A 20,201-nucleotide genomic window follows, 5' to 3' on the forward strand; every position below is an offset into this window, starting at 1 on the left:
CGCTTTTCTTAATTAGCTTGATCTAAATATCGGATCTCTGACCGTTGTTTAGTCCGGCGATAAAGAATAATCGCCACTGCCACTACGATCAAGGCAATCGAAATGGTCTGTGCCATCCTAAGGCTGCCCAGCATTAAACTATCGGTCCTAAGGCCCTCGACGAAAAAGCGGCCCACGGAATACCAAATGACGTAGGATAAGAATAATTCACCACGGCGAAAATTCACCCGGCGAAGGAAAATTAATAAAAAGAAGCCAACAAGATCCCAAATGGATTCATATAAAAATGTCGGATGATAGTAGGTTCCATTAATATACATTTGATTGATAATAAAATCCGGTAAATGCAAATTCTCAAGGAACGACCTAGTCACCTCACCGCCATGGGCTTCTTGGTTCATGAAATTCCCCCAGCGGCCAATCGCCTGCCCAAGAATGATACTCGGCGCAGCAATATCGGCAATTTTCCAAAAAGAAATGCCTCGCTTTTTAGCAAAAATAAACGTGGTAAGGACAGAACCAATCAACGCCCCGTGAATCGCAATCCCGCCATTCCAAATTTGCGGAATGTCTGCCGGGTGATTGACATAATACTTCCATTCAAAAATCACATAATAAATCCTTGCCGATATAATCGCAATCGGAATGGCCCACAGCATCAAATCGGCGAACGTGTCCTTGGGAAGGCCACGGCGATTTGCTTCTCTAATCGCTAAAAATAGGGCAAGTGCCAGTCCGGAGCCAATAATGATTCCATACCAGTGCACGTCTATCGGACCGAGTGAAAAGGCAATTGGGTTAAGCGGCTTAATCGTTTCGTTCATCTTTCTATCTCCTCCTTACATATCCTCGTGTTCCCCGTCTTCAATCACATCTGAAAGCCGGTCGGTAAATTGCTGGGCCGCGTTTACGCCCATCCGTTTTAACCGGAAGTTCATCGCCGCTACCTCAATGATAACAGCAAGGTTCCGTCCAGGGCGAACAGGAACGGTCAGCTTAGTAACCTCTGTGTCAATGATCTTCATTTTTTCCTCGTCCAAGCCAAGGCGGTCATATTGCTTTTTCGCATCCCAGATTTCTAAATCCATAATCAGTGTGATCCGTTTATTACTGCGAACGGCACCGGCACCGAACAAGGTCATCACATTGATAATGCCGAGGCCGCGGATTTCTAATAAGTGTTCAATTAAATCCGGAGATGTGCCCACTAATGTATCCTGGTCTTCTTGACGGATTTCCACGCAATCATCGGCAACAAGACGGTGGCCGCGCTTCACGAGCTCCAGTGCCGTTTCACTTTTACCAACGCCGCTTTTTCCGGTAATAAGCACCCCAATTCCATAAACGTCGACCAATACGCCATGGACCGCCGTTGTCGGAGCAAGCTTGCTTTCTAAATAATTCGTTAGACGGCTTGAAAAACGGGTGGTCTTCATGGTTGTCCGTAAAACGGGCACAGATTCCCGTTCCGCTGCTTCAATGAGCTCGACTGGAACTTCGATACCCCTTGTGACAATGATCGCCGGAGTGATATCGGTGCATAATCGGTCCATTCTGGAAATGCGCTCCCCTTCCGGCAGCTCCTCAAAAAAGGACAGTTCCGTTTTTCCTAAAAGCTGGATCCGTTCCGCCGGATAAAATTCAAAATAACCGGCAATTTCAATTCCCGGCCGGGATATATCACTTGTGGTGATGGGGCGGTTAATTCCCTCTTCGCCACTGACCAATTCGAGATGAAATTTATCTAAAATATCTTTGGTGCGTACTTTTGTCAAGAAGGTTCCTCCTCGTAGAAAAGCGTAAGGCGCCTGCCTATCGGCGACAAGCATAAGACGAGCCGGCAGGAAGGTTGTTCTTTAACCTTCATGTTGGATTGGCTTATGACCTCGAGCCGATGGCGCCTGAAGCTAGACAGTTATCAAATTTTAAAAACATAAAATTCATTTCCTCTTATTTTAGCATTTTTTGAAAAAGAACCAAATGGAAGTTGTTCAAAAACTAAAAAAACGCAGACCATTAATCAATGGTCTGCACCTCTTTCCTTACTTTCTTGCTTTTCGTGATGGCTCCAGGATGGTTTTTTGAATGACGATGTTCACGAGCGACATCAGCACCGCGAAAAATAGTGCCGTGCCATGCCAAAGCCTTGGATTTCAAAGGCATCGCCCATTAAATAATCGGTCAGTTCCAATGTAATCGCGTTGATGACAAATAGAAAAAGCCCCATCGTTAAAACCGTTACCGGTAAAGTAAACAAAATCAGGAGTGGACGCACCAGCACATTTAAGATGGATAATAATATGCTTGCCTGAAGTGCGGCCCAAAACCCCGTCAGTTGAAAGCTTTCGTGAAAATAACCGGCAAGTGCCATAAACAAAACCGCATTAATTAAACATCCAATTAGCCATCTCATCTTCTCGTGTCCCCTATTTATGCCTCTTGTGATTTGTGAATCGTAATCGTGCCTGTTTTCGTATCGGCATAGATTCTCATCATTTTATCAGGATGGTTGATCGATTGAAAGCGGAGCGATTTTTGAATCATTTCACTTTTCTCCTCCAGCACCTGTACACCGGTAAGGTTCACATTAAAACCGCCAAGATTTGTCTTGAGCTCGCCATTGACCGGCACTCCTTCCGGAACATAAAGGTCAATGCCGCCGGTTGTCGCTTTGGCCTGAATCAATTCGGAGCGATTTCCGTGGAGGTTCACACTAATATTGCCGTTAAACGACTGCGTTTCCACCTTTCTATAATCACCATCAAGCTGAATCGCACCGTTTATGGTCTCCGTTTCGACCTCATCAAACTGGCTGCCGGTAATCTTAATTCTTCCGTTCGCCGTTTCGACTTCGGCTTTTTTTCCATTTACGCGCTGGAGTTCAATTTTGCCATTCGCGGTTTTTACCCGAAGGTCGTGAAGATTCATTTCTTCACCAGTCACACCGCCATTAAACATTCTGATGCGAACACGCTCATATTGCCGTTTTGGCACATAGATGACCGCTTCCACCTTCATCCATTTCTGCTGCGTCGCAAAACGTAACTTTTGATGGTCGACAGTAAAAATTACATCTCGGAGGAAGTTTTGCCGCGCTTGATCCTGATTGTCGACCCGGTATACCTTGGCCTGGCACTCAATCCTTACGTCGGGCTGTTCCCATGCCGCAAGCTTAACGGAACCATTGGCCACATCGATGTCTATATCTTTTACATCCGCGTTTCCTTGATGGAAAATATGAGAGATATCAACCGATTGACCGAAATTCAAGTCAAAATCAAAGTCTTTAATTTTTTTTAGGGCCGTATCCACAAAGTCAAAAATTTTATCCTTTGTCGATTGGTATTTTGCTTGGAATGGGTCGTCCTTTTTTGTTTCTTCAAATTGAACAGCTGTGGAAAGCTCGTTCACAATTTGTTCCTGCTTCTGCTCCATCGTTTGCTGTGCTTTTTCCAGTTCTTCAAGTAGTGCCAGTGCCTCATCAACCTTCAGCTTTCCTTCTTCGACCATTTGCAGAATTCGTTTTCTTTCCTCTTTCATCGTTTCCACCTCAGATTTCATTTTTTTCTCTCTCTTCCAGCTTATTCAGCCAGTAGAACCTTTACGCCTTTGACAATGTTCCAAATCACTACAATGAGCCAGACGACGACCAGCACAACGATACTACTAATCGTAAAAGTAGGAACCGTATCTTGAATATTGGTAAAATCATAAAAGACCGCAAATAGTAGCAGCGGTGTTAGGATTAGCGGAATTAAATGCGATAATAAGGATTTCTTGGCATGCATTTTAGTGGATTCATCTCCCGAAGCGATAAAGACCACAAGCGGAAAAATAAACCCGGCAAAAAAAATACTGAAATAACACAAACTTGACAGAACCTTTCTAGTTTCCATTACGTTCATCACCTCTATTCTTTATGTACGGACTGGATTGAAAAAAGTTTCTATAAATCGGGTCGCAACGTCCGATATTTTTTTGAAAAGTTTTTGTAGGGGGGCGATTCCGCCGGTTTGGTGGGGAATTCCGCCAATCCAATCCATCTCACCTTCCTACAAGGCAGAAAAAAAGAGCCGGAAATCATCCGGCTCTTCTTCATTGTTTATGCTTTTACGGTACTTTTTTCAATTTGCTGTTTCATTCGCAGCCGATCACGCTCAAGGATTGGCTTTAAGTATTTTCCTGTATACGACACAGGGGTTTCTGCTATCTTCTCCGGTGTTCCTGTTGCGATAATCGTTCCGCCCTTGTCGCCGCCTTCAGGGCCAAGGTCAACAAGATAATCGGCGGCCTTGATAACATCAAGATTGTGTTCGATCACCAAAACAGTATCGCCATTTTCAACCAGGCGTTGTAACACCATAAGCAAACGGGAGATATCGTCCACATGAAGGCCGGTTGTCGGCTCATCCAAAATATAGAAGGACTTACCGTTCGATCGTCGGTGCAATTCGGAAGCAAGCTTCACGCGCTGGGCCTCTCCTCCGGACAGCGTTGTCGCCGGCTGACCTAGTTTAATATAGCCTAGTCCGACATCCAAAATCGTCTGCAGCTTGCGGCTGATTTTTGGAATGTTTTCGAAAAAGTCTACAGCTGCTTCGACGGTCATATCAAGGATATCGGCTATATTTTTCCCTTTGTATTTTACTTCCAGCGTTTCTCGGTTATAGCGTTTACCATGGCACACTTCACAAGGAACATAAACATCAGGCAAAAAGTGCATTTCAATTTTGATAATGCCATCACCGCGGCAGGCCTCACAGCGGCCGCCCTTAACATTAAAGCTGAAGCGGCCTTTTTTATACCCGCGAACCTTTGCTTCGTTCGTAGTCGAAAACACATCGCGAACGTCATCAAACACACCGGTATACGTAGCCGGATTGGATCGCGGTGTCCGGCCGATTGGCGACTGATCAATATCAATGACTTTTTCTAAGTGTTCAATCCCCTTGATGCTCTTGTGTTCTCCAGGCTTCGTTTTCGCACGATTTAGCTTTTGTGCCAGCGATTTATGAAGAATCTCATTAATGAGTGTACTTTTTCCAGAACCAGATACACCTGTTACGGCGATGAAAACGCCAAGTGGAAACTTTACATTCACATTTTTTAAATTGTTTTCGGAAGCTCCCTTGATCTCGATATAGCGGCCGTCCGGTTTGCGGCGTTCCAACGGGAGCGGGATAAACTTCTTTCCTGATAAATATTGACCGGTCAACGAGTTCGGGTCTGCCATTACCTCGGAAGGTGTTCCCGCGGAAACCACTTCACCACCGTGTATGCCGGCCCCCGGTCCGATATCAATCAAATAATCTGCGGCGAGCATGGTGTCCTCGTCGTGCTCGACGACAATCAAGGTATTGCCAATATCACGCATGCTTCGCAATGTACCAATCAAACGGTCATTGTCACGCTGATGGAGGCCGATTGACGGCTCATCCAAAATATACATCACACCTGTTAAGCGTGAACCAATCTGTGTCGCCAAACGAATCCGCTGCGCCTCCCCGCCTGACAAGGTGCCCGCCATACGGCTAAGCGTTAAGTAATCAAGACCGACATTAATTAAGAAGCCAAGGCGCTCCTTGATTTCACGAAAAATCAGCTTGGCAATTTGCATTTCTTTTTCCGAAAGCTGCAATTCGGCGAAAAATTGCTGTGCTTCTTCAATCGAAAGATCTGTTACATGGGCAATATGACGGCCGTTAATTAAAACAGCTAAGGTTTCTTTTTTCAAGCGATAGCCTTTACATGTTGGGCATGGCTTCTGGGTCATATATTTTTCCATTTGTTCACGGATATAATCAGAGCTTGTCTCCTTAAAGCGGCGTTCGACGTTACGAATGACCCCTTCAAATTCGATATTTCCCTCACGAATTTGCCCAAAATCGTTCTCATAACGGAAGTATATTTTTTCACGGCCGGAACCGTAGAGGACTTTTTCCAATAGGTGTTCCGGAATGTCCTTTACAGGCGTATTCATATCCACGCCAAAATGATTGCAAACAGCCTCCAAGAGCTGCGGGTAATACTGTGAACTTGTCGGTTCCCACGGGGCAATCGCATGCTGTTTTAGGGTTAAGTCCTTATTGGGTATAACAAGATCGACATCGACTTCGAGCTTGGAGCCGAGCCCATCACATTCCGCACAGGCACCAAAAGGACTGTTAAAGGAAAACATCCGCGGTTCTAGCTCGCCGATGGAAAAGCCGCAAATAGGGCAAGCATGGTTTTCGCTAAACAATAATTCTTCTTCGCCAATCACGTCGACGATTACTTTTCCTTCGCCCAGTTTCAAAGCTGTTTCAAGTGAGTCAGCTACCCTTGCAGCAATGCCATCTTTGACGACGATTCGATCGATGACCACTTCAATCGAATGCTTTTTATTTTTTTCAAGTTCAATCTCTTCACCAAGATCCATCATTTCTCCGTCCACGCGCACCCGGACAAAGCCTTGCTTCTTCACGTCTTCGAAGACCTTTACATGTGCCCCTTTTCGTCCGGAAATAATCGGGGCAAGGATTTGCATTTTTGTCCGTTCGGGATATTCAAGGATGCGGTCGACCATTTGTTCAATCGTTTGTGATGAAATTTCAATATGGTGAATCGGGCAGGTTGGATGTCCAACCCTTGCGAATAATAATCGTAAGTAATCATAAATTTCTGTCACTGTCCCGACAGTTGAACGCGGGTTGCGGCTAGTTGTTTTTTGATCAATCGAAATCGCCGGAGACAGCCCCTCAATCGCATCGACATCAGGCTTATCCATTTGTCCAAGGAATTGCCTTGCATAGGCCGAAAGCGATTCAACATACCGCCGCTGGCCTTCCGCATAAATCGTATCAAACGCGAGCGAAGACTTTCCTGATCCGGAAAGTCCCGTCACGACGACAAGCTTATCTCGCGGAATCGTGACATCAATATTTTTCAAATTGTGGGCTCTAGCGCCTTTCACAATCAGTTTTTCCATTGCCATGTGTTTACGTCATCCTTCCGCTTTCAATTCCAAAAGTAAGTCACGAAGCTCGGCGGCCCGTTCAAAATTAAGCGCTTTGGCTTCGATTTTCATTTCTTTTTCCATTGTCGCAATTAGCTTTTCTCTTTCTTTCTTGTTCATTTTGCCAAACGATGAAGCCGGTGTAAACTCCTCCTGATCCTCAGCCGCATGGGTGGCGCGAATGACATCACGGATTGCCTTTTGAATCGTTTGAGGTGTTACACCATGTTTCTTATTATATTCCTCCTGGATTTCACGGCGCCGTTTTGTCTCACCGATCGCCTTCTCCATCGAATCCGTGATTCTATCTGCATACATGATGACGTGGCCATTAGCATTCCGGGCAGCCCGGCCAATCGTTTGGATGAGCGAACGTTCCGAGCGAAGGAAACCTTCTTTGTCGGCATCGAGAATCGTTATGAGCGAAACCTCAGGGATGTCAAGACCTTCCCGTAGAAGGTTGATTCCGATGAGAACATCATATTTCCCCATGCGCAGCTCGCGGATAATTTCTATTCGTTCGAGCGTCTTGACCTCCGAGTGGAGATACTGAACTTTAATCCCGATTTCCTTGAGATAGTCGGTTAGGTCTTCAGACATTTTCTTCGTCAGTGTCGTAACAAGTACCCGCTCATTTTTCTTCACGCGGTCATGAATTTCCCCAATCAAATCATCAATTTGCCCCTCAATCGGACGGACTTCAATGGTTGGATCGAGGAGTCCTGTCGGACGGATAATTTGCTGAATCATGTCAGGTGTATGCTCAAGCTCATACGGACCGGGCGTTGCTGATACAAAAATAGCATTGTGTACATGTTTTTCAAATTCATCAAAGGTTAGCGGCCGATTATCAAGGGCTGACGGCAGACGGAAGCCATGGTCAACAAGCACCTGTTTTCGCGCTTTATCGCCATTGAACATCCCCCTAACCTGTGGAAGGGTGACATGCGACTCATCAATAATCATCAGAAAATCTTCCGGAAAATAATCCAGAAGTGTGTAGGGAGTTGAGCCAGCTGGTCTGAGCGTTAGATGGCGCGAATAGTTTTCAATCCCTGAGCAAAAGCCCATTTCGCGCATCATTTCTAGATCATAGCGTGTCCGCTGCTCGATCCGCTGTGCTTCAAGCAGTTTGTTGTCTGCGCGCAGTTCCTCAAGTCGTTCCTCTAGCTCTTTTTCAATATTCTCAATGGCTACCCGCATTTTTTCTTCTCTTGTAACGAAGTGGGATGCCGGGAAAATAGCCACATGTTCGCGTTCGCCGATGATTTCACCTGTAAGGGCATCGACTTCGCGAATGCGATCAATTTCATCGCCGAAAAATTCAACGCGCACGCAATGCTCATCGCGTGAAACCGGAAAAATTTCCACAACATCACCGCGGACACGAAAGGTTCCCCGCTTGAAATCAATATCATTTCGTTCATATTGGATATCGACAAGGCGATGCAGCAGCTGATTGCGCTCAATTTCCATTCCTGTTCGGAGTGACAGCACCATTTCACGATATTCTTCCGGCGAACCGAGACCGTAGATGCAGGAGACGCTGGCAATGATAATGACATCTTTCCGCTCAAATAAGGAAGAGGTAGCAGAGTGACGTAGTTTATCTATCTCATCATTGATGCTGGCATCTTTTTCAATGAATGTATCCGTCTGTGGCACATAGGCTTCCGGTTGATAGTAATCATAGTAACTGACAAAATATTCGACCGCGTTGTTCGGGAAAAATTCCTTAAACTCACTATAAAGCTGGCCGGCAAGTGTTTTATTGTGGGCAATGACAAGAGTGGGCTTATTTATCTCTTTAATCACGTTTGAAACGGTAAATGTCTTACCCGTACCGGTGGCACCAAGCAGTGTTTGATGGCGTTTATTTTGGTGGATGCCCTCCACTAACTGGCGAATCGCCTCTGGCTGATCTCCTTGTGGCGAGTATTTTGAAACTAATTCAAATTGGTCTTTCACAAAGGGTTCCTCCCGTTAAATGAAATCACCTTGCAGCTTGTAAAACTCGGTTTTGGACGGGATGTTGCTGAAAAGTGTCGTCTCTAAATTTTCATATTAACATTCTACCACAATCAGCCAAAAACAAACCACTAATATGCGAACTAGTATTCGATTTTATTTTTTCTAAATAAAGTAGGGAAACCTCTTTCGAGGCTTCCCCCTTATCAAACCGTACGTGCCCTATTAAGGCATACGGCTTACCAATGTGTTACAAATGGTCAATACGTTGCCAATCTTTGAGCATATTTCATTTTGCGGACACGGTCAGGAGTATAATACTCTTGACCCTTTTCTTTTGCCTTTAGGATTCGTCTTTCCTGTTCTTTCTTTTGCTTTTCTTTCATTCGAAGAATGTAACTTTCTAGAGAAAAGCCATATATCTTGTGGTAGTAATACCAGTATGAAGGGATAAGTCCAATAATAGCAAAGAACTCATTATTCCATTTTGTTTTCATCGCATGACCTTTTCTTTGGCTAGGGTGTTTGTGAATCATGGCTACTCTTAACCTTTGTCGAATATAGCCATCTATCGCAAGTAGTTCTTTCCCAAATGCTTTAAAGAAGCATGAACTGTTAAATCCGTGTTCTTCATTTGCCTTAATTGCTTTATAAATATTGAGAAAATAGTTTACTTTTCCTCGAATCACTGGGTTAACATACTCAATCCACTTTTCCTTACTCAGAGTGAGTGTTTTCTTCGTCTTGACTTTGATTTTCTGGCGAAAATCATTCCAAGTTGATTCTTTCGGTTTAGCTATATAGTATGGCTTACCATCCTTCTTGCGTTTTCTCCAGTGTTCGAAAGTGAATCCCATAAAGTCAAAGTCATCATCATCGAAGTTTACAAATTTTGTTTTCTCCGTTGCAAGTTCCAACCCAAGTTCGGCTAATTTCCTTTTCGTAATATCTGCCGCTCTCTTTATGTCTTCTTTGGTTTTTGCGAATAACAAAAAGTCATCGGCGAATCTTACAAAACGAATATTGTTTTCAGCCCAGATCCAATCAAGTTCATTTAAATATACGTTCGCTAGTAACGGAGAAATAACCCCTCCTTGCGGAGTGCCGGTATCTGTTGAGTGAAATTTACCTTCTTCCATATAACCAGCTTTTAGCCACAACCAAATCATATCTAACACTGTACCATCTGCGATGTATTTATTTAATACTCTCATCAGCTTCTTATGTGGGATATTATCGAAAAAGCCTTTAATATCTGCATCGAAGATGTAATTATATCCTTGTTCGATATTCGCCATGATTATTTGCAGGACACGTTCTGCACCAACATTTGGTCTGTATCCACATGACCATTTGTGAAAGATATCCCTTTCGAATTTCGGCTGAAGTACATTTACTATTGCCTGTTGGACAATTCTATCTTCAATATTCGGAATGCCTAAGGGTCGCTTTTTGCCATTTTTCTTAGGAATATAATGTCTTCTTACTGGTGACGGCTTATACTCTTTATTTCTCAGTCTCTGTAGAAGCGAGTCCAGATTTTCATCTAAGTGATATCTATAGCTGTCAATTGTTTCGCCATCAATACCACCTGACCCGTTGTTGGCTTCTACCTTTTCCCAAGCAGCTTTTAGCCTTCTGTCGAAAAGTATTTGTCCATAAATACTATGCCATTTGAATTTTAACGTATGATTCATTACATATTCCGCACCCTTCATTGTGTACATTCAGTTCGTTTATACCGAGGTATCGTTTTCTGTTAACATTACACATCTTTACAGATGTGGAGCCACAAGGTCGTTCCCCTTCCGTTCATGCATGGTTTAGTCCATACACTACTTCCGTACTATGAGAACGTCTGACTTCTCCATTCACATCTAGCATTTCGGATTACCCTTATAGGTAGATGTCCCTTTGGGTTGGAATGGAGACCTCACGGGGTCATCGCACCTTCCTTCTAAACATACCCAGCACCATCACTTGATAAATTGCCTCTATCCGGCTGATTCATTGGTATAGAGACCACTAATGTTATAGTGGGCTTCCCATTATATTCGCATAGTCGCCAACTTACCCTGCCGCCGTGCTTCACACTTATTGCATTTGGGTCTGCTTATCCGACTGCGGGTCTCTCGATTGTCCGCATCTCCTTCAGACATCACCTCACGGTGATGCCCTAGATTAGTCTTCACTAGTTGTATCAGCACTCTAGTGGAAGGATTTTCACCTTCGGGAAAACGAGTCTTCTAGGATTCGGGAGCCGTGTTTATCGCAATAACGTACTCCAACCTTTAACAACTCATTCAGTGCAGTTCTACTGCACAAGGTACGACTGCCTGTCGCACAAATAAAAAGCCTGTCGCAATGGACAGACTTAGCTATTTTTTTACTGCTCGCGGTTTCATTTTTTGCCGCCAGCCAGAAGCCCGCGGTTAACGAGAAAGCATCAATGATGATGAGTGCAGAGTTGTTTGTATATCCTTTATAGGCAGACGCAGCGATGAGCGCGATGGTTAAGCCAAGGCCGATGAGCCGATTATACGTGACCCTCGTGAAAAGTAAGACTAGTAACCCTGGCAAAATAATTGCCGATAAAAATTGAATAACGCTTATCAATGGGCTCCCACCTTATTTAAAGATTTCTGTTTATTCATTCTAGAAATTTATCAATGAAATTGCAATAAAAAAGTTTGCTTGTCTACTTCTCGATTTTTACAAAACTAGCTTTGGCTTTTTGCTGAGAAAATAAGCTGACAACGACAAAGCCAAGGAAGGAAAGGACAATCGGCGTGACAACCGTATGCAGCCCGAATGGATTTGGATAAAAACGATCTAATAAAATGTACGAACCCATTCCCAAAATCATCGAGGTAATCGCTCCGTATTTATTTCCTTTACTCCAATACAGTCCTAAAATAACCGGCCAAATAAAGACGGACTCAAGACCGCCAAAGGAGAATAAATTGAGCCAGACAATTAAATCGGGTGGACTCAACGCCAGCAGGATGACGAGAATGCCAATGACTGCCGTTACACTGAAGCTGACCTTTTTTACATGGTCTTCTGCTGCATTAGGCTTAATGTAATTTAAATAAACATCCTTCACAAGTGCGGAGCTGACCAAAATCAGCAGGGCATCGACCGTCGACATGATTGCCGCCATCGGGGCAGCGAGGACAATCCCGGCCACAAACGGCGGCAGCACCTTCATCGATAACAGCGGCATAACGGTATCACCGATTTTCACACCTGGAAGCACGGGTCTGGCGAAAACGCCAATAAGATGCATGCCAAGCATAATGAAACCGACGACAATCGTCCCGATAATGATGGCGGTATGCATGGCCTTCGAGTTTTTATACGACATGGCACGCACCGTGATTTGCGGAAGACCGACAACCCCAATCCCCACTAATATCCAAAAGGAAGAAACATAGGCTGGCGTAAGGCTCCGATTGGCACCAAATGGGGTAATTAGATTAGGATTTTCCGCTGTTAAATCCGAAATAATCTTTGGGATGCCGCCGCCGGCTTTAATGGTAGCAATCAGCAGAATTAACGTCCCTATGAACATGACAACACCTTGAACGGCATCGGTCAAGGCCACGGCCCGAAAGCCGCCGACAATGACAAAGACAAGAACCGAGAAGGCGAAGATGAATAAGGCTGTTGCGTACGGAAGGCCTGTTAGTGATTCAACGAGCCGTGCACCGCCAATCCATTGTGCAGTCATCGATGAAAAAAGAAAGATAATGATGCTCGCGGCCGAAACAATGACAACGGTTTTACTTTTATAGCGCTCTTTCAGAAAATCGATGAGCGTAATCGCTTTGTATTGCCTCGCAACAATCGCAAATTTCTTTCCTAACACCATTAACGTAAAATAACCGGTGGCCAGCTGGGCCATGGCAAGGAGTACCCAGCCTAATCCTTGCGTATAGGCAATCCCCGGGCCGCCGATAAAGCTGCTGGCACTGCCATAGGTAGCGACCATGGTCATCGCCAGGATGAACCCGCCCATTTGCCGCTCACCTAAAAAATATTCCTCAAGGAACGAGTTAGATTTGAGGACAAATTTGTTTGACCATAAGCCGATTGAAAAGATTATAAGTAAGAAAATGAGTAACGGGGTTATCACTGGCCAATTCACTTGATGTCCCCCTCTTGCTCATCAAAGGGCACTTCTTTAAACAGGAATTTCACCGTTAGAATAACGAGAATAATCATGACGATAGATCCAACGATACAGCTGTAGAAGAACCATGCCGGTAAGCCAAATATGTAGGTATAGCCTTCGACCTTGGCGGAGCCGAGTCCGTAGGCAAACCCATACCACCAGATAAAATTGATGATTACAAGGGCAATGCCTATTAGGGCTTCGCGATGGGCGATTTTAAAACGCTTATCCTGTGGATTGACTGTTTTTTTCAACAGTATTCCCCCTCAAAAATTGTGGTTAGTCTAGTTTGAACGAATCATGAACATTTTACCAAACTTATGAGCGAGGTAAAGAAAAAAGCATAAAAAAGCTTACTAAGTTGGGGAGTGTATTATTGGTGACAGGCACCAAATGTAAAAAAATACCAAACGCAATAAAGGCACCCAATCTAAAAGGTGCCAAATGGTAAGTGCTATTAGTTACAGGTGCCGTGCGGGCTCGGGCAGCCGTTTGTTTCTTTTTCTACTTGGATAGTGCTGTGTTCGATGTGGAATTCGTCGTGAAGGATTCGCTGAGATTGTGAGAGAATTTCATCATGAACCCCGTTATCGGCGATGGTAATGTGACAGCTTAAGACTGGATATCCAGAAGTAATCGTCCAGATATGAAGGTCATGGACTTCCTTTACGAGTGGAATCCCGCCGAGCGTGGATTTCACTTGACTGATATCAATTTGCGTTGGCGCCCCTTCCATTAAAATATGGAAGGAATCCTTGGTAACGCGAAATCCGCTGACAAGGATCAACGCTGCTACAATAACACTGGCAATCGGGTCTGCAATGCCCCAGCCGAAAAACATAATAAGAAGGGCCGCAATAATTGCTCCAACTGACCCGAGCATATCACCAATCACATGTAAAAAGGCACTTCTAACATTCAAGTTATCATCTTTGTCGCCTTTCATTAAAATCCAGGCGGCAATGATGTTTACCATCAATCCTGTTATGGAAATGATCAGCATCCCCGTGCTTTGTACATCCGGTGGAGCGAAAAAGCGCTGAATGGCTTCATAAAAGATAAATAAGGAAATGACAACCAACGTTAGTCCGTTTAGAGCTGCTGCAATAATTTCGAATCGTTTGTAGCCGTACGTTTTTTCTTGTGATACTTGTTTTTCCCCGAGTTTGATGGCGAAAAAGCTCAGGCCAAGTGCCACGGCGTCACTCAGCATGTGACCGGCATCAGATAATAGTGCCAAACTGTTTGTCAAAAATCCGCCGATTACTTCGACGATCATAAATACAGCAATCAGAATGAAAGAACTCAATAAAGCTTTTTTATTACTTGTATGTGAATGGCCATGCGAGTGGCCGTGAGAATGTCCGTGATGGTGGTGATGACCCATGTTTATCCCCCCTAGAGCACCGTGGTGGCGGCTCTTTTATAGTTCTCTTTAAAAATCATAGCTATTCTTTTACTCTCAAAAGTCTTAAACCGTTAAAGGTAACGAGTAACGTCACTCCCATATCAGCAAAAATTGCGATCCATAGGGTCAGCCAGCCTGGAACGACCAACAGAAGCGCTGCCAGCTTCACTACAAGTGATAAGGTAATATTTTGCTTGATAATCCGTAATGTCTTACGGCTTAGTTTAATGGTAAACGGCAGCTTTGTTAAGTCGTCATTCATTAAGGCAATGTCAGCCGTTTCTAAAGCGGTATCCGTCCCTGCTCCGCCCATCGCAATCCCCACATTCGCTGCAGCAAGTGCCGGTGCATCATTGACCCCGTCGCCGACCATCCCGACTCTGCCAAACTGTGATTTTAATTTTTTTATAAAAGTCAATTTATCTTCAGGCAGCAGCTCCGCTTCCACACTAGTAACGCCAACTTGACTGCCGATTGAAGCGGCAGTTGCCATGTTGTCTCCGGTCAACATAATCGTTTGTTTAATTCCTTGCTGATAAAGCTGCTCCATGACACCCCGGCTGCTTTCGCGAACCTCATCAGCAACCGCAATCAATCCGAGGATTTCCACTGAAGCATTTCCGGCAATCATCACGGTTTTGCCCTCATTTTGCAAAGCGGCGATTTGGACACCAATTTCCGAAGGGATCGAATCGAACAGTTTTGTATTCCCAACCCGGTACTCCACCCCGTTTACCATCCCTTTAATGCCCTTACCGGTCATCGAGGTAAACTCCGTAACTTCACTTTCAAGGTATGCTGCTTTTTTGATTATGGCACTTGCAAGCGGGTGTTGCGATTTGCTTTCGAGTGCCGCAATAATCGCAAGCAGATTCTCATCACCGCTATAGTTGATGAAATCTGTGACAACCGGCACCCCTTTTGTCAGCGTACCCGTTTTATCAAAGGCAATCGCCTTCACCGCACCTAGTTCCTCTAAATAGCTGCCACCCTTTATCAACACTCCATTACGAGCAGCGTTGCCGATGGCTGTAACGATGGCTACTGGGGTAGAAATTACCAGTGCACACGGACAGCCGACGACTAAAACTGCAAGACCCTGGTAAATCCATTCCTGCCAGCTAGCCGTAAACAAGAGCGGCGGGACCACAGCAACAAGGGCTGCAATTAACATAATGACCGGGGTGTAGTACTTGGCAAATCGGTCGACAAACTGCTGGGAGGGTGCCTTTTCTGCCTGCGCCTCTTCTACTAAATGAATGATTTTGGCAATCGCCGTGTCATCAACGAGCCTGCTGACCTTTATTTGTAAAAATCCTTCTTCATTTAGCGTGCCTGCGAAGACGTCATCATTGACGGCTTTTTCAACAGGAACGGATTCGCCGGTAATGGCCGCTTGATTGACAGAGGAATGACCGTCGATAATGATTCCGTCCATGGCAATCATTTGCCCCGGTTTCACAAGCATTAAATCGCCGATCTCGATATCCTCGGCTTTTAGTAACATTTCCTTGCCATTCCTGACAACGATGGCCTCTGTTGGTGCCATTTCCATCAGCGAGCGAATCGAGTTCCTTGCCTTATCCATCGAGTACCGTTCCAGAACCTCGCTAATCGCGAACAAGATGACAACAACGGCACCTTCGCTCCATTCGCCAATAATAGCCGCACCAATGATCGCAATGGTCATCAGTGTTTTCATGTCAAAATCTAGTCGGAATAAATTTTTCAAGCCTATTTTAAATAGGGGAAAACCTCCTAGTAAAATAGCGGCAACGAAAAGGATGTTTTCGGAAAAAAGATATCCGGCTGCGAGAAATAGTAATGACAGCCCGAGCAGTCCAAACCTTTTCCAAATCGGTTCCTTTGGTAAGACAGGTAGTTTTTCTTTTTCCGGAAAAATCGATAACCTTTCAAAGGCCCCGGCTTCGTGCAGGTGTTCCATTGTGGTGCTTCCGAAAACAGTCAGTTTAGAGGCACCGAAGTTTACCTTTGCGTCAACAACACCATCCAGGTGTTGTACGTTCTTTTCGAACTTTGCGGCACAACTGGTTCAGGAAAAACCTTGAACACGATAGACTTGTTTTTCAATCGTTTCACTCACGACCTGCCACCTCCTCCTGGTGGGCCACCGCGATATGAATTAATTGCTTTACATGATCATCATCAAGTGAGTAATAGGCAAGCTTGCCCTCTTTACGGTATTTCGCGAGACCAAGGCTTTTTAAATGCCTTAAGTGGTGGGAGGCTGTCGCCGTTGTCGCCCCAACAATATTGGCCACATCGCAGACGCAAAGCTCGTCTTCTAGCGTCAAAGCATAAGCAATTTTCATCCGAGTTTCATCTGCCAACGCTTTAAAAAGCTTACTCACTTCAGGGATATAGTTCCCTTTTTCAAGTTGCTGCTGAACTCGAGTGGTTTTCTCGCTATCCACACAGGTAATCTCGCAAACATCATGCTCTTTCATGCAAGTCACACTTCCTTCATTCAAATGTTCGTTTGATTATATAATATTCAAATGGAGGTTTGAATGTCAATGGTTTTTCTTATTTAGGAATAAAATCGATTGAGGTAAGGGGAATAGAAAAGGAGAGCCCCTTAAAATGGAGGCTCTCCCTTATTATTTTGTAATATATTTCACTGCGTACGAAGCAAGCTGGACTCTATTTTCAAGACAGAGCTTATCTAATAGATTTTTGATGTGGTTTTTCACGGTGTTTTCAGCAATAAATAGGTTTTCAGCAATTTGCTTATTGGTTCGCCCTTCTGAAACTAATAGAAGAATTTCCTTTTCCCTCGGAGTTAGAGAACTAATCGCCGGGGTGTTCTGCAAATCACGTTCACGGAATTGGTAGAGCAATTTTCCAGCCAACCCCCTTGTTGCCGCGTCCGAACCATCAACAATTGAACGTAGATACAGAAGCCAATCGTCGGGGTCCATATTTTTTAATAAGTAGCCTTGGGCGCCGTACTGGATGCTAGTAAACAAATCCCCGACATTGTCGGAGACGCTTAGTATAATCACTTTGATGAACGGATATTTCTCCTTGATGATTTTCGTTGCTGCCAAGCCATCCAATACTGGCATTTCGATATCGATTAATAAAATATCGGGAAGCTGTTCAGTACAAAGTTGAATGGCTTCCTTGCCATTCTTTGCCTGCCCCACAATGGTAAACAGTGAATCTCCTTCAAGTATCTCCATAATCGCCTGCCTCGCGTGGGGGTGATCGTCAGCAATCAACACTCGATAAGGTACCATTATTTGTCGCTCCCTCGTACCGTTATTTTTGTTCCATTATTTTTTATAGAGGCAATGTCAAGTACCGCACCAATTTTTTCAACACGTTCTTTTAACATGACGAGACCATATTGATTCAGATTCCGTTCATCCTTTGCAAACCCTTTCCCATCGTCTTCAATTTTCATCTCCCAACCATCGGAAATCTTCTGGAGCAGGAACGACGCAGATTGTGCCTCGGAATGTTTTCTGATATTCGTAAAGGCCTCTTGAATGATGCCAAACAGTTGCACCTCTTCCGAAGGATTAAAGTATTCCTCCTCTAACCCGATGGAAACATTTGCGTCAACCCCTGAAACAGCACTCCATTCATTCAGCCAATTCTCTATTCGTTTCGGAAAAGAAATCAACTCTAAAGGATTCACACGCAGATTAAAAATTGCCTGCCTCAGATTGGCGTCGATAGAGTTGACAAGACCGCTCGCCTCCTCTACCTTTCCTTTTTTTAAATTTACCTTTAGTAAAAATAATGTCTGAGCAATGTTATCGTGCAGTTCTTTTGCCAGCCGTTCCCTTTCCTCATAAACAGCCCGCATTTCCCTCTCGGTTGCGAGTCGACGGTTCTTTTCCTCAATCAGCTTAAACAGCCAAGTAGAAAACCCATAGGAAACGACCAATGTTAAAAGGATAATCAAGTAATTCCCCGTCTCCATCGATAAATTTCGCAGTAACACAGTATTATGCCGAATCAGTTCAAAGCCCCCAATAAGCAGGGTAGGGATTAAGATCGTGATTATTTTTAACGTACGATACGACATTTACACCACCTCTTCCACTTCATTAAAGCATATTGGATCGAATTATTCCCCCTATTTACGGTAGCGGTTCAGCAGATCCACCATAAATTGCTTCGTGTTAACGTGATCATTCCGAATCGCCTCAATCATCCTTCCATTTTCCATAAAAATTACTTGATCAGCCACTTCGGCGGCCACATCCATCATATGAGTAGAAAAGATTATCGTCGTACCACTCTGTTTTATTTTGTTTAACAACTCAATAAAAACATCTATCCAATATGGATCGAGGCCATTTGTCGGTTCATCAAGAATCAAAACGGCGGGGGCTGCCAGCCATGCCTGGCCAAATAGCAACCGTTGTCGCATCCCTTTTGATAAGTGTTTAATCATCTCATCCCTTTTTGCCTCCAACCCAAGCGTGTCGATCACTTCCATAATCCGAGGTTGTGCAACCTTTCGAAACGTTCCGTAAAACGTTAAAAACTCTATGACGCTCAGCGATTCTTGGGCAAAAAACTCATCAGGCATGTATCCAATTAACGACACATACTGTTTACGATTTCCCTTGATATCTACCTGATTAATCAAAACAGTCCCATCACCAGGTGGCGAAATGCCAGCAATGATCTGCAGCAGGGTGCTCTTCCCAGCACCGTTTCCACCGCAGAGTACAATGCATTCTCCGTCTTCTGCTGTTAACGAGAATGAATGAAGAGCTGTTTTTTGCTTAAATATCTTGGAGACATTTTTAATCGTTATCATAGATACCTCCTCCTTCCTAGTAACAGGATTGAGAGGGAAAACAGCATAAAGATATAAGCAATCAGGTAGCCAATCAAGATGATCCAGCCTGCACCCGATTGGAATAGGTGAACAATCGCATCATACGACGCACCAAATATCGCACCACTATCCCATTTAATAATTAAAAAGAATCGCAAAAACTCGGCTGGATTTAGGACCATCGCTACTTTCATTAACGGTTCAATCATTGAGTAGGGAATGAGTCCCAAAACAGCAATCAAAGCGGTTGGCCAAATCATGATAAGGAAGAACCAGATGGCGACCGACGCCATTAATGCCTTCCATCTTGTTTTGGCAACTGTTCCAAGAAATACCCCAAGAATTAAAAATACATAGATCAAAAGGAGAGAAAAGAGATAGATTCCCAGCAGCCATGGCAGCGATAATTGGATGCCTACAAATAAACCAATTGCCATGCTGATTCCAAAGCTTAAGGTGAACACAGCCGCCTGCGCCATAATCAAACCGGCAAATTTCCCAAACAGGTAGGCTGGAATACCGATAGGATACGTACAGAGAAGATGCCATTGCCCGCTTTCCAATTCATTAGTAATCGAAAAGGAACCGATAATCAGCATAAATAGCGGCAATAAATACAGCAAGATATTCACGATCGTTCCAGTTATATTGGTAAAATTAGAAAGGCCGGCATTCGTTCGTTCGAGTAAAAATAATAAAGAAAACACCAGCACCCATAGAATTAGAAAAAGATAGTAAGAACGCTGCCTCGTCATTGTCTTCCATTCAGAAAGCCATAAATTTTTCATTTTTTGGTTCCTTTCATGCAAAAGGACAATCGTAGCAGACT

The 20,201-nt window shown here is 44.2% G+C and carries 17 protein-coding genes and 1 pseudogene; all 18 read right to left on the reverse strand.

Annotated features, from left to right (window positions below):
- Nucleotides 1–8: 8 nt before the first annotated feature.
- Nucleotides 9–824 carry a prolipoprotein diacylglyceryl transferase gene (lgt, locus tag RCG19_RS05710; protein ID WP_308110003.1) on the reverse strand — a complete coding sequence of 272 codons (816 nt, stop codon included), beginning with the start codon at nucleotides 822–824 and terminating at the stop codon, nucleotides 9–11.
- 15 nt (nucleotides 825–839) lie between these two features.
- Complete coding sequence (gene hprK / locus RCG19_RS05715) at nucleotides 840–1,775, reverse strand: HPr(Ser) kinase/phosphatase (protein ID WP_166239651.1); 936 nt, start codon at nucleotides 1,773–1,775, stop codon at nucleotides 840–842.
- A 267-nt stretch (nucleotides 1,776–2,042) separates the two neighbouring features.
- Nucleotides 2,043–2,413 (reverse strand): annotated as a pseudogene (locus tag RCG19_RS05720) (phage holin family protein).
- Nucleotides 2,414–2,430: 17 nt separating this feature from the next.
- Nucleotides 2,431–3,561, reverse strand: a complete 1,131-nt coding sequence (locus tag RCG19_RS05725; protein ID WP_308110004.1) for a DUF4097 family beta strand repeat-containing protein — start codon at nucleotides 3,559–3,561, stop codon at nucleotides 2,431–2,433.
- Nucleotides 3,562–3,581: 20 nt separating this feature from the next.
- On the reverse strand, nucleotides 3,582–3,896 hold the full coding sequence (locus tag RCG19_RS05730) for a magnetosome magnetite crystal formation protein family (RefSeq protein WP_308110005.1): 315 nt from the start codon (nucleotides 3,894–3,896) through the stop codon (nucleotides 3,582–3,584).
- Between the two features lie 206 nt (nucleotides 3,897–4,102).
- Nucleotides 4,103–6,973, reverse strand: a complete 2,871-nt coding sequence (uvrA, locus tag RCG19_RS05735) for an excinuclease ABC subunit UvrA (protein WP_308110006.1) — start codon at nucleotides 6,971–6,973, stop codon at nucleotides 4,103–4,105.
- Between the two features lie 9 nt (nucleotides 6,974–6,982).
- On the reverse strand, nucleotides 6,983–8,962 hold the full coding sequence (gene uvrB / locus RCG19_RS05740) for an excinuclease ABC subunit UvrB (protein WP_308110007.1): 1,980 nt from the start codon (nucleotides 8,960–8,962) through the stop codon (nucleotides 6,983–6,985).
- A gap of 260 nt (nucleotides 8,963–9,222) precedes the next feature.
- The gene (gene ltrA / locus RCG19_RS05745) at nucleotides 9,223–10,659 is read right to left on the reverse strand and encodes a group II intron reverse transcriptase/maturase (RefSeq protein ID WP_308108194.1); all 1,437 of its coding nucleotides are present in this window, start codon (nucleotides 10,657–10,659) and stop codon (nucleotides 9,223–9,225) included.
- 526 nt (nucleotides 10,660–11,185) lie between these two features.
- Entirely contained in the window at nucleotides 11,186–11,578 is a 393-nt protein-coding gene (locus RCG19_RS23670) for a CsbA family protein (RefSeq protein ID WP_374049580.1), read from the reverse strand.
- Nucleotides 11,579–11,660: 82 nt separating this feature from the next.
- Nucleotides 11,661–13,112, reverse strand: a complete 1,452-nt coding sequence (panF, locus tag RCG19_RS05755; RefSeq protein ID WP_308110008.1) for a sodium/pantothenate symporter — start codon at nucleotides 13,110–13,112, stop codon at nucleotides 11,661–11,663.
- A complete protein-coding gene (locus RCG19_RS05760; protein ID WP_308110009.1) occupies nucleotides 13,109–13,393 on the reverse strand; it encodes a YhdT family protein in 285 nt (94 codons plus the stop codon). The genes panF and RCG19_RS05760 overlap by 4 nt, the downstream gene beginning before the upstream one ends.
- A gap of 203 nt (nucleotides 13,394–13,596) precedes the next feature.
- Nucleotides 13,597–14,526, reverse strand: coding sequence for a cation diffusion facilitator family transporter (locus tag RCG19_RS05765; protein WP_308110010.1), 930 nt, complete (start codon nucleotides 14,524–14,526; stop codon nucleotides 13,597–13,599).
- A 61-nt stretch (nucleotides 14,527–14,587) separates the two neighbouring features.
- Complete coding sequence (locus RCG19_RS05770; RefSeq protein ID WP_308110011.1) at nucleotides 14,588–16,651, reverse strand: heavy metal translocating P-type ATPase; 2,064 nt, start codon at nucleotides 16,649–16,651, stop codon at nucleotides 14,588–14,590.
- The gene (locus RCG19_RS05775) at nucleotides 16,644–17,015 is read right to left on the reverse strand and encodes an ArsR/SmtB family transcription factor (protein WP_308110012.1); all 372 of its coding nucleotides are present in this window, start codon (nucleotides 17,013–17,015) and stop codon (nucleotides 16,644–16,646) included. The genes RCG19_RS05770 and RCG19_RS05775 overlap by 8 nt, the downstream gene beginning before the upstream one ends.
- 153 nt (nucleotides 17,016–17,168) lie before the next feature.
- Nucleotides 17,169–17,810: a response regulator gene (locus RCG19_RS05780; RefSeq protein ID WP_308110013.1), complete on the reverse strand. Its 642-nt coding sequence runs from the start codon at nucleotides 17,808–17,810 to the stop codon at nucleotides 17,169–17,171.
- Entirely contained in the window at nucleotides 17,810–18,607 is a 798-nt protein-coding gene (locus RCG19_RS05785; protein ID WP_308110014.1) for a sensor histidine kinase, read from the reverse strand. Before RCG19_RS05785 ends, RCG19_RS05780 begins: the two co-directional genes overlap by 1 nt.
- Nucleotides 18,608–18,658: 51 nt before the next feature.
- Nucleotides 18,659–19,351, reverse strand: a complete 693-nt coding sequence (locus RCG19_RS05790; RefSeq protein WP_308110015.1) for an ABC transporter ATP-binding protein — start codon at nucleotides 19,349–19,351, stop codon at nucleotides 18,659–18,661.
- Nucleotides 19,348–20,160 (reverse strand): ABC transporter permease, encoded by an 813-nt coding sequence (locus RCG19_RS05795; protein ID WP_308110016.1) that lies wholly within the window; start codon nucleotides 20,158–20,160, stop codon nucleotides 19,348–19,350. Before RCG19_RS05795 ends, RCG19_RS05790 begins: the two co-directional genes overlap by 4 nt.
- Nucleotides 20,161–20,201: the final 41 nt, after the last annotated feature.

This window comes from Neobacillus sp. OS1-2 (genome assembly GCF_030915505.1).
GTDB lineage: Bacteria > Bacillota > Bacilli > Bacillales > Cytobacillaceae > Neobacillus.